The organism is Amycolatopsis sp. CFH S0740, assembly GCF_004522315.1.
In the GTDB taxonomy this organism is placed as follows: Bacteria; Actinomycetota; Actinomycetes; order Mycobacteriales; family Pseudonocardiaceae; genus Amycolatopsis; species Amycolatopsis nivea.
In genome coordinates, this window is sequence record NZ_SDLS01000007.1 from 131,115 (window position 1) to 144,540 (window position 13,426).

Here is a 13,426-nt window from a genome sequence, read left to right on the forward strand (position 1 = left end):
AAACATCCGTCCGAGTGCTCGCCGACTACCGGGCATCGCGTCGCCCGGTTTCCCCGCCCCTGGCTAGAATTCATCAGATCGAGCCCCTCGCGGGCCGTTCCCCGGCGACATCGCGAGATATCGCTCCGCGAAAAACTCCTCGATCGCACACGACGGACACCCCGGGCGCACACGCGTAATTCGCTCGGGTTCGCAATGCATATTCCGGCGGGCTCCCCGAATCGGAGCAGGGCCTGCTCCAACCGAGTGGCCCGCCACGGGGCTCACGGGCTCGGCGGGCCTCGCGCGGCCCCGCCGAGCCCTTCAGCAGCGGCTCAGGTGTGCCCGCCGAGCTGGATCATCTCGACCCGCTTCTCGTCGTCCAGCACCCGGAAGGTCGCGCGCTGCTTCCCGCCGAGGCGGATCTGGAACTGGTTTCCGCTCAGCTGCTTGTAGTTCATGTCGCCCGCTTCCTCGGCGGCCTTCTTCGGATGCCACTTGTTGTTGTGGATGTAGTTCTGGAACGTGTCGAATTTCGCCTGCTCGGCCGCGGTCAGCGGCTGGTTCCCGAACCGCATGTCCTGTTTGCTGAACGTCCACTTGCAGTCGTTGAGGCCGAGCGGGTCGACCAGCAGCGTCGGGTTGCTGACGTACATCTGGGCGTTCGTGCCGCCGGTCAGCCCGACCGGGTCGGCGCTGAGGTAGCGGGCGAGGGCCGGGTCGAAGTAGCGGTGGTAGTTGTAGTGCAAGCCCGTCTCGGCGTCGAAGTACTGGCCGGGGAACCGCAGCGGCGTGACGTCGTCGCCGCGGCCGGATTCCGCGCCCCAGATGGTGCGCGGTCCGCTTCGGGCGACGGAGCCGTCCAGGCCCACCAATTCGGTCGGCGTTCCCACGAGGTCGGTCACGATCGCGTGGTAGCGGCGGTCCACCACCTGCTGCGGGGTGTTCGCGTCCAGCACCTTCTCGCCCTGGATCAGCGGCAGGTCCGTCTCCGGTTCGAACTCCCAGTTCCGCAGCCGGCGCAGCCCGCCAGGACCGCGGTGGTGCTCCTCCGCCAGCCGGGACCCGTCCCAGGTGAAGTCGACCTGTTCGACGACCTCGCCGGTGGCCGACAGCCGCTGCTTGGCGGTGCGCCGCCGCATCGCGTCGTAGCGGTAGCGCCAGCGGTGTCCGTCCACTGTGGTCACCGCGACGAGCCGGTCGTCTGCGTTCCATTCGTACTGTGCGGTGCGCGCGCCCGGGCTGATCAGGCGGATCAGCCGTCCTTGAGCGTCGTGCTCGTACTGGTTCGCCCCGGCGCGGACGATCCGGTTTCCGGCGAACTCGCGCACGCCGGAGTGCGGACCGCTGACCGCGGACGAGTTCGCCGCGACGACGTTGCCGGTGCCGTCGTAGCGGTAATGCTCGGTCCCGGCCGTTCCGGTGACGCCGGTGATCCGGCCGAGCGCGTCGACGTCGAACCGGCGGGTGCCCGCCAACGCGTCGTCGACCGCCCTGAGCGTGCCGTCCGCCCGGTAGTCGTACGAACGTCGTTGCTGCGCGGCGTAACCGCCCGACAGGGTTTGCGCGGCGAGCGTGCCGACCGCGTTCCAGTGGTGCCGGATGACCGTCGTGCCCCACGAGCGATCGGATTCGCGGCCGAGCAGGTCGCGCCCCAGCGTCATGGAGTGCCCGTCGACCCGCACGCCGACGAGGCTTCCCGCGGCGTCGAAACTCCACTCGCTGGCGGTGCCCGAGGGCAGGATCCGCTTGACCCGCCTGCCGAGCGCGTCGTACTCCGAGCGCAGCACCCGGCCGTTGCAGCTTTCGGCGAGGACGCGCCCGCAAGCGTCGTAGGTCCAGGTCAGCTCCGTGTCGGCGTTGACCGCGCGGACGACCCGGCCCGCCCGGTCGTAGTCGTAGCGGCTCGTGCTGTCGCCGGCCTGCTCTTCGACCAGCCTGCCCAGCGCGTCCCAGCCGAACCGGGTGGTCTCGCCCGCTCCGTTCACGCGGCTGACGAGCTGGCCCGCCGCGTCGTAGGCGTAGCGCAGCACCCGGCCGTCGAAATCGGTTTCCTCGACCAGGTTCCCGGCCGCGTCGTACCGGCAGCGCCAGTAGTTCCCGCGCTCGTCGCGCACGGAGACGAGGCGCAATTCGGTGTCGTAGCCGAATTCCAGCCGGGTGCCGTCGGGGCGTACTTCCGCCGCGGGCAGGTCGAAGTGGGTCACCTCGGTGACCGTCGACTGGCCGAGGGCGTCGACGTGGGTGCGCAGGTTGCCCTCGCCGTCGTAAATCCACCGTTCGGTAGTTCCGTCCGGCAGGGTCTGCCACGCCGGTTCGCCGCTGACGGTCCACCCGAGTCGCGTGGCGTTGCCGAGGGGATCCACCACGGCTGAAATACGCCCGAAACCGTCGCGCTCGAACCGGGTGGCGGCGCCGGTCGCATCGGTGACCGAGATCGGCAACCCGGCCGCGTCAGTTGTCACGGCGCGAACCCCGCCGAGCGCGTCCGTGATCGACGACAGGTGCCCGTGTTCGTCGTAGCTGTAGCTGGTGGCCTGTCCCGCCGGGTCGATCAGGCGCGTGAGGTTGCCGCGCGCGTCGTACTCCCGTCGGGTGACCGCGCCGTCCGGCTCGATCACCGTCACCGGAAGGCCGAGGTCGTTGTACTCGGACCGGGTCTGCGTACCGTCCGGCCGCGTCACCGCCACCGTGTTCCCGGCCTCGTCGTACTCGTACCGGGTCACCCGGCCCAGCGGATCGGTGCGCGCGAGCAGCCGGTCGACCTCGTCCCACTCCGATCGGGTCTCGTTGCCCGCCGGATCGATCTCGCGCAGGGTTTGCCCGCGTTCGTTGAGGTGGTACGCGGTCTGCTCGCCTAGGGAGTTCGTCCACCGCGTCACGCCGTCCGCGTAGGACAGCGAGCCGCTGAAGAATCCGCCGGAACCTTCAGCTCGCACGACGCGGCCCTCGCCGTCGTAGCTGTAGCGGTACCAGGCTCCGTTGCGGTCGGTCCAGCTCGTCATCCGGCCTTCGCCGTCGTAGGCGAACCGCAGCGGCGCCCCGGAAGCGTTGACCACCTCGGTCAGCAGGCCGTGCCGGTAGCCGTACCGCAGCAGCTGCAGATCGGCGCCGCCGTCGGCACCGCACAAGTGAAACGCGCTGATCAGCCCGTCCGCGGACTCGACCCGCACGCGGTACCCACCGCTGTGCCGGACCTCGGCGAGCGTTCCGGCGTCGTCGCGGACGAACTCGACGCGGTGCCCGTTGCGATCGGTGATCGCCCGCAGCGGCAGCACCCGGCCGCCGCGGCCGAAGTGCAGCGTCCGGCCCTCGTCGGGGAGAGTGATCGTGTACCCGTCGCCGGTCAGCGCGAGCCGCCGCCGCGGTCCGGCCAGCGGCATGGCGTCCGGCGCCGGGTGCGGGTAGAACAGCAGCGTGCCGTCGTCGGACGCGAACGACACGCCCTCGTCGTCCACCTCGATCCGCTGGTCCACAGTGGACGCCCAGTTCGGGCCGAAGGACTGCCCCGCCCGATACGACGAGAGGTGCACCCGCCGCAGCACCAACGGGAGCACGCCCGCCAGTTCGACGTCCGTTTGCGGCAGCACCACGTCGCCGCTGGCCACGTCGATCGGATCGCCGCAGGTGTTCAGGTTCTTGTCCGGCACGCGGTCCTGCTGCGGCCCGCGGCTGTTGTCCCGGATGTTCGAACCGGAGCCGCCGCGCGACCCGGAACCGCCGCCGTGCGAGCCGCCCCCGGACTGGCCGCCGCCGGGAGAGTGCACCGGAGCGTCGTTGCCGCCGCCGCGGGTGCCGTCGGTCTCCGGTCCCCGGCCGCCGGAACCGCCGCCGTGCCCGCCGGAGTTCGCCGGCGGGGAATCCGCGCTGGAGGTCGTCGTGCTCTCGTTCTTGCCGCCGCCCTTGCCCGGCGAACCCTTCGGGGTTTCGATGTCCTTCGGCTTCGGACTCGGCTTCGGCTTGCCGCCCTTGATCCCCTTCAACGCCTTCCCGGCGTCGGCGAACAGCGTCCCGGCCTTCTTCAGCAGCGGCATCAGCGCCTTGAGCGCCTTCACCAGCTTCGTGGTGACCTGGCCGATCTTCGACGCCGTCTTGGCGACCGCCGAGATCACCTGCGGCACGACCCAGGTCATCCCGATCCCGAGCGTGAACACGACCTGCAGCGCCCACGAGATCAGGTGCCCGACGAGGTCGGCGATGGTGTCGCGGACAAGAGACCGGACCGCCGCGACGATCTCGCCCGCGGTCTTCACCCCGCTCGCCGCGCCCTCGCTGCCCTTCTGCGCGCTCGCGATCAGGGCGGAGGTGTCCTCGGCCTTCTTGCGGTAGCTGTCGGCCGCTTCGCCGTGCCAGTCCTGCAGATCCTTCTTGACCAGCTCGGTCAACTCCGCCGAGACGCTCTCGAGCTCCTTCGCGACGTTGGTCCAGGTCGCGGCCTGGGACTTGATCTCGTCCGCGTTGCCGGTCAGCGCGTCGAGAGCCTCCTTCAGCGGACCGACGTGCTCCATCAGCCAGCCGACCCCGGCCGCGAAGATCGCGCCGAACGGGTCCATCACCGCGGTGAGCACGTCCAGCGCGGTCCCCACCGCGCCGATCGCGACCGCGGCCCAGTTCTTGCTCTCGATCGCCTCTTTCAGCCCCGTCGCGTCCTCCAGCAACGGGACCCCGGCCATCGCCGAAGTCTCCTTCACCGGTGCGACCAACGGATTACTCATGCGACGTACAACCCCCTTGCGGCCGGGCCCGATCCCGGCGAACTCCCCCGGAAACCTAGCGGCACCCGGCAACCGTCCGCCCGCGGCACCGCGAGTCCCTGCCCGAACGAAGTCCCGATGTTGCCCGAGCACCGATCCGGCCCGCGCTGACACCGCGCCTGACACGGCCGCCTCTCCGGCGTCTGAGCCGTGACAGCTGCGTGTCCGCCCAGCAGGCGAATGTGGTCACAACAAACCGCCAGACCAGCCAGGGAGACCGGAAATGTCCACGTTCACCACCCCCAACCCCATCACCGCCGCGCTGACCACCGCGGGGGCTCGCGTCCGGATCACCGCGGGCGAGCGCGCCGAGACCGTCGTGCGGGTGCAGCCGGTCGACGCCGCGAACTCGACCGACGTGAAGGTCGCGGAGAAGACCAAGGTCGAGTTCGCCGACGGCGTACTCGCCGTCAAGACGACCAAGTCCGGACGCCAGACCGGTTCCGTCGATATCGCGATCGAACTGCCCGCCGGGTCCAAGATCGTGCTCAACACGGCTTGGACCGAGGTGCAGGCGGACGGCGCCCTCGGCGACTGCGAGGTCAACATCGGCTCGGGCCAGGTGCAGCTCGACCGGGTCGCCGCGTTGCGCGGGAACCTCGGCGCGGGCGGGCTCGCGGTCGGGCACGTCGGCGGCGACGTGGTCATCGAGGGCAGCGCGGCGGGCCTGCGGCTGGGCGAGGTCGACGGCGAGATCCGGTACCAGGGCACCAGCGGCAAGGTCTGGATCGGCCACGCGCGGTCCGACGTGGACCTCGGCGGGTCGAACGGCAGCTTCGACATCGGCACCGCGGACGGGAGCGTCGTCGCCAAGGCGGCCGACTGCCCGATCCGGATCGGGCGGGTCACGCGCGGTCAGGTGGAGCTGTCGAACGCGGCCGGCGGGATCGAGGTCGGCGTCAGCGCGGGCACCGCCGCCGACGTGGACGCGAAGAGCACGAAGGGCGCCGTGCGCAACACCCTCGGCACGCCGGAGAGCCCGCGCGGCACGCTCAAGGTCCACGCTCGCACGCGGCTCGACGACATCGTCGTCTATTCCGCTGCCTGACCACCCGATCGGATGGCAGGATCGGACGGGTGCAGATCAAGATCCTGGGTCCGTTCGAGGTCCGCGACGGCACGACGGCCGAGGTGCCGGGCGCGCGGTTGCGCGGGCTGCTCGTCGCCCTCGCGCTCCGGCCGGGCCAGGTCGTCCCGAAGGCGTCGCTGATCGACTGGATCTGGGGCGAGCAGCCGCCGGCCGACGCCGCGAACGCCTTGCAACGCCTGGTTTCCCGGCTGCGCAAGGCGCTCCCGGGCGCCGTGGTCGAAGGACTGACCGACGGGTACCGGCTGGCGATCGACGCCGACGCGGTCGACGCGGTGCGCTTCGAGCGGCTCGTCGCCCAGGCCCGCGACCACGGGCCTGGGCGGCTGCGCGAGGCGCTGGAGTTGTGGCGCGGTCCGGCGATGCAGGACGTCGGATTGCAGGACAGCGACGCGTTCGACGCGGCGGCCACGCGGCTGGAATCACTGCGGCTGACGGCCATGGAGGACCGGTTCGAAGCCGAGCTCGATCTCGGCGGCGGCGCGGATCTCGTCCCGGAGCTGACCGACCTGGTCGCCGCGCACCCGGTGCGGGAAAGGCTCGTCGCCGCGCTGATGCGCGCGCTCGCCGCCGCGGGCCGCAACACCGAGGCGTTGCAAGCGTTCCAGCGGATCAGGGAAACGCTGGCCGACGAACTGGGCGCCGACCCGTCGCCCGAACTGTCCGCGCTGCACGTCGCGTTGCTGCGCGGCGAGGTGGGACGGCGCGAGGAGACCCGCAAGACCAACCTGCGCGCCGAATTCACCAGCTACATCGGGAAAGAAGCCGATGTAGCCGCGGTCCGCGACCTGGTTTCGCGGCATCGGCTCACCACCTTGACCGGGCCCGGCGGCTCGGGGAAGACCCGGCTGGCCACGGAAACCGCCCGCACGCTGGTCTCCGGCCTGCACCACGGCGCGTGGCTGGTCGAACTGGCCGCGGTCGGGAGCGGGGACGACGTCGCGCAGGCCACGCTGTCCGGGCTCGGCCTCCGCGACGCGCTGCTCGGGGAAGCGTCCGCCGCGGACCCGGTGGACCGGCTGGTCTCCGCGATCCGGGACCGCGAAACGTTGCTGGTGCTGGACAACTGCGAACACGTCATCGAGTCCGCCGCCGCGCTCGCACACCGGCTGCTCGGCGAATGCCGCGGACTGCGGATCCTCGCGACGAGCCGGGAACCGCTGGGGATCACCGGCGAGGCATTGTGGCCGGTCGAACCGCTCGCCCGCGCCGAGGCCGTCCAGCTGCTGCGCGATCGGGCGACGACGCGGAACCAGGACCTCGCCGACGACCGGACGCTGGTCCGCATCTGCACCGCGCTCGACGGGATGCCGCTCGCGATCGAACTGGCCGCGGTCCGGCTCCGCACGATGTCCGCCGAGCAGCTCGCGGACCGCCTCGACGACCGGTTCCGGCTGCTGACCGGCGGCAGCCGCACCGCTCTTCCCCGGCACCGGACGCTGCGCGCGATGGTCGACTGGAGCTGGGAACTGCTCAGCGACGGCGAACGGCTCGTGCTGAGCAGGCTGTCGGTGTTCGCCGGCGGCGCGAGCCTCAAGGCGGCGGAACGGGTCTGCGCGGGAGAACTCGTCGACGAGTACGAGGTGCTGGACCTGCTCGCCGCGCTCAGCGACAAGTCCCTGCTCGTCGCGTTCGGCGAAGGCGCGCCGCGGTACCGGATGCTCGGCACCATCAAGGAGTACAGCGCCGCACGCCTCGCCGAGGCCGGGGAGACCGAGCTCGCCCGGCAAGCGCATCTCGCGTACTTCACCGAGCTGGCCGAAACCGCGGAACCCCGCCTGCGGCGCGGCGAGCAGCTGGAATGGCTCACCGTTCTCAAGGCAGAGCACGACAATCTCGTCTCGGCCATGCGCGGCGCGCTTGCCGCGGGTGACGCGCATGCCGCGATGCGGCTCGCCGCAGCCTGCGGCTGGTACTGGTGGCTCGTAGGCCGCAAGGCCGAGGGCATGGAACTGATCGCCGCCGCGATCGCGATTCCCGGCGAGGTCCCCGACGGGACCAAAGCCATCGTGTACGCGCTGACCTCGATGTTCGCCACGTCCGGCCCCGGCGACATGCCGGAAGCCGCGCAGTGGATCCACAAGGCGTACGAGTTCGGCAGACACGGCCGGCACCTGCACGCGGCGCTGCGGCTGGTGGTGCCGCTGGAGATGATGCTGCGCGACACGGATGCGCTGCTGCCGGCGTGGGAGTCGCTGCTGGACGACGAGGACCCGTGGGTGCGCGCGTTGTCCCGGCTGCACATCGGGAAACTGCGGATGATGCTCGGCCAGGACTGCGAATCCTGGTTCGACGAATCGCTGGTCGAGTTCCGGGTGCTCGGCGAACGGTTCGGGATCTCGTTCGCGCAGACCGAACTGGCCGGTTGCCTCGCCATGCGCGGCGAATTCGGCGAGGCGAGCGAGCATTTCGACCAGGCGATCGCGGTCGTCGCCGAGCTGGAGGCCCTCGACGACATCGTCCAGCTGCGCATGCGGCAGGCGCGGCTGCACTGGCTCGCGGGCGACAAGGACGCTTGCGCCGCCGCGGTCGCCGAGGCGGAAAGACTCGCGGAAGGCGTCACGTGGCCCGGGACGCTGGCGTCGCTCGCCCTCGTCCGGGCGGAACTGGCGCGGTGGAACGGCAACGCGCAGGACGCTTTCGACCAGTTCGGCCACGCGATGAGCCTGCTCGGCGACGAAGCGCAGCAACCACATCTGCGCGCCGCGGCTCACGACTTGCACGCCTGGTTCGCGACCGATCTTGAGGAGGCGCGCGAACACCGTGCCGCTGCTTGCGACGCGGCGGCGGAAACCGGACGCGCGCCGGAGATCGCGCAGGCGGTCGTCGGGGTCGCCGACCTGGCATTGCGGCGCGCGCAGTACGAGCACGCCGCACGGCTGCTGGCCGCGAGCGCGCAGGTGCTCGGCCGGAAAGACCTGTCGAACCCGGACGTGCCGCGGATCGAGCGGGAGGCGCGCAACCACCTCGGCGACGCGGCGTTCGACCGGGCCGCCCGGGAAGGCTCTGCGGGTGTGTGGACCGACCTGGTCACGGAGCCGCTGACGCGGGCCTGATCCCGTGTCAGCGCCGTGACGGCTCGGTGTCTGGGCGCTCGGAGATCGTGGTGACATCAAGCCACCACGAGAGGATTTCCCGATGAACCAGCAGGTTTCCCCGGTCAACGGCCTGCCGATGGACCGCGACGCACGCCCGTTCGACCCGCCGTCGGCGATCACCGCGCTGCGCGAGACCCGCCCGGTCAGCCCGATGCTCTTCCCCGACGGCCACGAGGGCTGGCTGATCACCGGATACGAGGCGGTCCGGCAGGTCATGTCCGACGCCCGGTTCAGCAACCGCCTCGACCTCGGCGTGGTCCACGTGCCGTACGAGACGCCGGGCATGCCGGTCGCCACCGAACCGTCGCCGCAGATCCCCGGGCTGTTCATCAGCATGGACGCCCCCGACCACACCCGGTTGCGGCGCAAGCTCACCGGCGCGTTCACGGTCAAGCGGATGAAGCAGCTCGAAGACGGGATCATCGCGATCACCGAACAGCAACTGGACGCGGTCGCGCAGCTCGCGCCGCCGATCGATCTCGTGCGGGAGTTCGCGCTTCCCGTGCCGTCGCTGGTGATCTGCGAACTGCTCGGCGTTCCCTACGCCGACCGCGAAACCTTCCAGGCGAACTCGTCGAAGTTCATGGAGCGCGACGTCAACCTCGAAGACAAGATGGCCGCGTTCGGCGCGATGATGGGCTACCTCGGCCAGCTGTGCACGGACAAGCGCGCGGAGCCGGGCGAGGACATCCTGTCCGACCTCGCCCGCGACGAGGACCTCAGCATCGAGGAACTGACCGGCATGGCGTTCCTGCTGTTGCTGGCGGGGCACGAGACCACCGCGAACATGCTGTCGCTCGGAGCCTTCGCGCTGCTCGAGCACCCGACGCAGCTGGCGGAACTGCGCGCCGACCCGACGCTGTTCGGCAACGCGGTGGAAGAGCTGATGCGCTACCTGTCGGTGGCTGACATCTTCTACCGCTACGCCACGGAGGACATCGAGGTCGGCGGCGAGACTATTCCGGCCGGCTCGACTGTGGTCGTCTCGCTGCTCGCCGCCAACCGCGACCCGAAGCATTTCGAGGACCCCGACACGATCGACCTGCACCGCAAGGTCCGCGGGCAGGTGGCGTTCGGCCATGGCGTCCACCAGTGCCTGGGACAGCAGCTGGCTCGCATCGAGATGCGCGTGGGGTTCGAGGGGCTGTTCCGGCGTTTTCCGGACTTGCGGCTCGCGGTTCCGGCTGGGGAGGTGCCGTTGCGGACGAACATGAATATCTATGGGGTGCACGAGCTTCCGGTCACCTGGGGCTGAGCGAGCGCCACGTTCACCATGGCGCCGGGCGTCAGCCGCGCAGTGCCGGGCCGATCCAGCGGCGCACCAGGTCGCGCAGTTCGTCGTCGGTCGCCGGTGGTGTCGACGGGTATTGCAGGAAAGACATGAACAGCCGCATCAGGATCTCGGCTAGTTGCTGGAGTTCGGCGTCGGTGTGCACGCCGGCGGCGGACCAGTCGGCCTCGGTGTCGCGCAGGATTCGCGCGCCGAGGGAGAAGGACGGCGGCGTGGCGGTCCCGGCCGTGAAATAGTCGGCTTCCCCGGCCTGCAGGAGCAAACCGAGGTAGGGCTCGTCGGGCAGGCTGCGGACGGCGAACACGACGGACTCGACGGCGATCTCGACCGGGCTGTCGAACGCGGACAGGTGCCGCCGCATCCGTTCGGCGAACTCCTCGGCTCCCGCGTGGGCGACGGCGCGCAGGATTTCGGCCAGGCCGGGAAAGTAGCGGTAGACGGTCTGCCGGGTCACTCCGGCTTCGGCGGCGATGTGGGAGAGGTTGGTCTTGGCCAGCCCGGCGCGGTCGATGCACGCTATCGCCGCCTGCACGATCCGGCGGCGTGCCTCGTCTTCGGCGCCGGGCGGGTCGCCCTGCCATCCGTGGTACCCCATGACCCCATCGTTCCAGACGAGACCGCAGGTCACTGACGGGCGGGGCGAGCGGCGGCCAGCAGCGAACCGGCGGCGAGGAAGCACGCGAGCGCGTACGGTCCGCTCCCGATCGGGGAACCGTCACTGGTGATGCCGTCGCGGGCTCCGAAATAGGCGGGCAGCGCGCCGATCCAGAACACTGCCATCCCGCCCAGGTAGATCGCGGGGTAGTACCGGGCGAACGCCGACTGCGGCTCGCCCGCGCCGCGCTCGCCGGAGCGCAGCTGTGCCACGACGATCCACGCGCCGGCCACCCAGACGAGGCCCAGTTCCGCGCCGAGCACCCACGCTTGCGCGACCTGGTTCGGATGATCGCCGCCGAACAGACTCGCCGGGAGTCCGGCGACGGCCATGGTGAACGGGGTGAGGACGCCCGCCGCGAGGATGCGCGGAACCAGCCGCCAGCCGCGGCGCGGTCGGCCGTCTCCGGCCGGGCTGCCGGTGAAGCGCACCACGAGGTAGGTCATCGCTGCCATCGAAACCGAAGCGAACAACAGCATGCTGGTCATCGGAACCGCGGCGAGCGCGGGCTGGTTGACGATGCGGTCGGCCGGGTTCCAGGCCCACCACTTCAGTTGCGGGCCCACCTGGTCGAAGACCTCGTAGAAGACCTGGCAGGCGAACGCGACGGCGACGGAGCCGATCAGCGGGCCGCGGCGGCGGAAGACCCCCAGCGACCGCACCAGTTCGTAGGCGAGCTGGCTGATCACCGGATAGAACGCCACGATGTAAAGCGGCAGCCGGTCCCCCATGAACTGCACGGTGAACCGGTTGTGCGCGAAGATGAATCCGTACAGCCGGTCGAGGCCGAACCATTCGGGGAAGTACAGCGGCGGTTCGGTGACGACGAGATACACCAGCGAAGCCCACCACAGCGCCAGGTTGACCGGATCGCCCGCGCGATAGCGGCGCACGGCGTGCCAGAGCGCGAACACGGCTCCGCCGACGATCAGCACCTCCAGCAGCGGCATCGTCCAGTGCGCCAGGTCCCACGGCGCCCGGACCGAGACCACCGGGCTGACGTCGTGGCAGTCGAAACCGAGCCGCCGGGCGACTTCCTCCGCCTCCGGCCCGCACCCGGCGCTCATCCCGCGACCGCGGCCGGCGAGTAGTCGGTGGCGGGCGGCTCGGCCTGCGGATCGAAGCCGAACGGCACCCGGTGCCTGCCCAGCATGGAGCGGACGCAATAGCGGGCCAGCCCGGCGAGCACGCGCGGGGTGCGCATCATCTCGCCCAGCGACTCGTCGAGATTGAAGACCTTCGCGAAATGCTCGTCGACGACGTCGTCCTCCCGGGCGGCGCCGACGACAAGGCTGAACGCCGGGGCGGAGACGGCCGCGAGGAGGCGACGTTGCCACCCGGGCAGGCGTTCGGTGCCCTCCGCGCACTCGTAGCCGCGGTCGCGGGCCATCGCCAGAGTCCAGGGCACCTTGAGAAGGTCGCGTTGCGCCGCAAGGAATCGCGCGCAGAAGCTCGCGTCGAGGTTGGTCGCGCGCGCCAGGTGCTCGCGCAGCAGCAGCGCCGAACCCGACGCGGAACTGATGCCCTGTGCGTAGAACGGATTGAACGCGCAGATCGAGTCGCCGACGAACGCCAGGCCTCGCGGCGGGCTCGTCCAGCTGTCGTAGCGCCGCCACCGGTTGCCGGTGGACCGCGTCAGATGCACCTCCGAGGACGGCGTGCACCGGTCCATCGCCGCGGCGAACAACGGCGTCCGCGTCCTGCGCGCCGATTCGACGAAGGCGTCGGCCGTCCGCGGCATCTCCAGTCCCCACGAACCCATGCAGGCGATGACCCGGTCGCCCTCGATCGGGAAGAAGTTCACCAGGAACTCGTGCTCCGCGGGATGCCCGCCGCGGTCCTGGGTCGGCATCAGCACCAGGTGCCGCCACCACCAGGACGCCGGACGGCTCTCCGGCGGCGGCAGCTCGTACCAGCGCGAGGTGTAGGTGACCTTGGCGTCGAGGGTTCGCACCTCGGGCTCCGCCCAGCCCGCCGCCGCCAGCCAGTTCGCGACGGGCGAGCCGCGGCCCATCGCGTCCACGACGAAGTCGGCGTCGAGATGCTCCTCTCCCCCGGGCCGGGCGATGTCGACACCGGTGACCGCCCCGGGCGCGGTGCCGAGGCCGCGCACCGCCACGTGTTCCCAGATGTCCACATTGGACAGTTCGCGCACCTTGTCCCGCAGCACGCGCTCGATGAGGACGCGCGAGCTGTAGACCATCGTCATCGCACTGCGTTTGCGCGCCGACCAGCCCTCCCGGTCCAGGTAGGCGGCGTCCATCGACGGCATCAGGTGCAGCCCGCCCGCCGCGACGAGGTCGTCCTCGAAACCGGGGAAGAGCGCGGTGATCGCCCGGCGGCCCGAGTTCAGCAGGAAATGCGGGTGCTTGCTCTGCGGCACCCCGCGCCGGTGCTCGGCCCCCTCCGGCAGCTCGTCCCGCTCCAGCACGAGCACCTGATCGAAATACGGGGACAGCGCCCCGGCGGCGCACAGGCCCGCGACGCTTCCGCCGAGGACGACAGCGGTCTTGCCGAGCTTCATCCGAACCAGCTCCGCTCGTCATTCATACAACTCTCGAG

General features: G+C 70.7%; 7 protein-coding genes. 3 read left to right on the forward strand and 4 right to left on the reverse strand.

Annotated elements, in window-relative coordinates; genetic code table 11:
• Window positions 1–314: 314 nt before the first annotated feature.
• Window positions 315–4,694 carry an RHS repeat-associated core domain-containing protein gene (locus EIZ45_RS14680; RefSeq protein WP_134662808.1) on the reverse strand — a complete coding sequence of 1,460 codons (4,380 nt, stop codon included), beginning with the start codon at window positions 4,692–4,694 and terminating at the stop codon, window positions 315–317.
• Window positions 4,695–4,956: 262 nt separating this feature from the next.
• Here EIZ45_RS14680 and EIZ45_RS14685 point away from each other — a divergent pair, with 262 nt between their 5' ends.
• From EIZ45_RS14685 to EIZ45_RS14695, 3 genes are all read left to right on the forward strand, one after another.
• Window positions 4,957–5,781 carry a hypothetical protein gene (locus tag EIZ45_RS14685; protein WP_134662809.1) on the forward strand — a complete coding sequence of 275 codons (825 nt, stop codon included), beginning with the start codon at window positions 4,957–4,959 and terminating at the stop codon, window positions 5,779–5,781.
• Window positions 5,782–5,810: 29 nt separating this feature from the next.
• Window positions 5,811–8,876, forward strand: a complete 3,066-nt coding sequence (locus EIZ45_RS14690; RefSeq protein ID WP_134662810.1) for a BTAD domain-containing putative transcriptional regulator — start codon at window positions 5,811–5,813, stop codon at window positions 8,874–8,876.
• An 82-nt stretch (window positions 8,877–8,958) separates the two neighbouring features.
• Window positions 8,959–10,173, forward strand: a complete 1,215-nt coding sequence (locus tag EIZ45_RS14695) for a cytochrome P450 (protein WP_134662811.1) — start codon at window positions 8,959–8,961, stop codon at window positions 10,171–10,173.
• A 31-nt stretch (window positions 10,174–10,204) separates the two neighbouring features.
• Here EIZ45_RS14695 and EIZ45_RS14700 read toward each other — a convergent pair whose 3' ends face one another.
• The 3 genes from EIZ45_RS14700 to EIZ45_RS14710 are packed head-to-tail and all read right to left on the reverse strand — an operon-like array spanning window position 10,205 to window position 13,388.
• Window positions 10,205–10,804, reverse strand: coding sequence for a TetR/AcrR family transcriptional regulator (locus EIZ45_RS14700; protein WP_134662812.1), 600 nt, complete (start codon window positions 10,802–10,804; stop codon window positions 10,205–10,207).
• Between the two features lie 29 nt (window positions 10,805–10,833).
• On the reverse strand, window positions 10,834–11,931 hold the full coding sequence (locus tag EIZ45_RS14705; protein WP_134662813.1) for a hypothetical protein: 1,098 nt from the start codon (window positions 11,929–11,931) through the stop codon (window positions 10,834–10,836).
• Window positions 11,928–13,388 (reverse strand): NAD(P)/FAD-dependent oxidoreductase, encoded by a 1,461-nt coding sequence (locus EIZ45_RS14710; RefSeq protein ID WP_134662814.1) that lies wholly within the window; start codon window positions 13,386–13,388, stop codon window positions 11,928–11,930. The genes EIZ45_RS14705 and EIZ45_RS14710 overlap by 4 nt, the downstream gene beginning before the upstream one ends.
• Window positions 13,389–13,426: the final 38 nt, after the last annotated feature.

Excerpts from the sequence above, each read along its gene's own strand:
- EIZ45_RS14680 (WP_134662808.1), bottom strand. The coding sequence starts at position 4,694 with ATGAGTAATCCGTTGGTCGCACCGGTGAAGGAGACTTCGGCGATGGCC.
- EIZ45_RS14685 (WP_134662809.1), top strand. The coding sequence starts at position 4,957 with ATGTCCACGTTCACCACCCCCAACCCCATCACCGCCGCGCTGACCACC.
- EIZ45_RS14695 (WP_134662811.1), top strand. The coding sequence starts at position 8,959 with ATGAACCAGCAGGTTTCCCCGGTCAACGGCCTGCCGATGGACCGCGAC.
- EIZ45_RS14700 (WP_134662812.1), bottom strand. The coding sequence starts at position 10,804 with ATGGGGTACCACGGATGGCAGGGCGACCCGCCCGGCGCCGAAGACGAG.
- EIZ45_RS14705 (WP_134662813.1), bottom strand. The coding sequence starts at position 11,931 with ATGAGCGCCGGGTGCGGGCCGGAGGCGGAGGAAGTCGCCCGGCGGCTC.
- EIZ45_RS14710 (WP_134662814.1), bottom strand. The coding sequence starts at position 13,388 with ATGAAGCTCGGCAAGACCGCTGTCGTCCTCGGCGGAAGCGTCGCGGGC.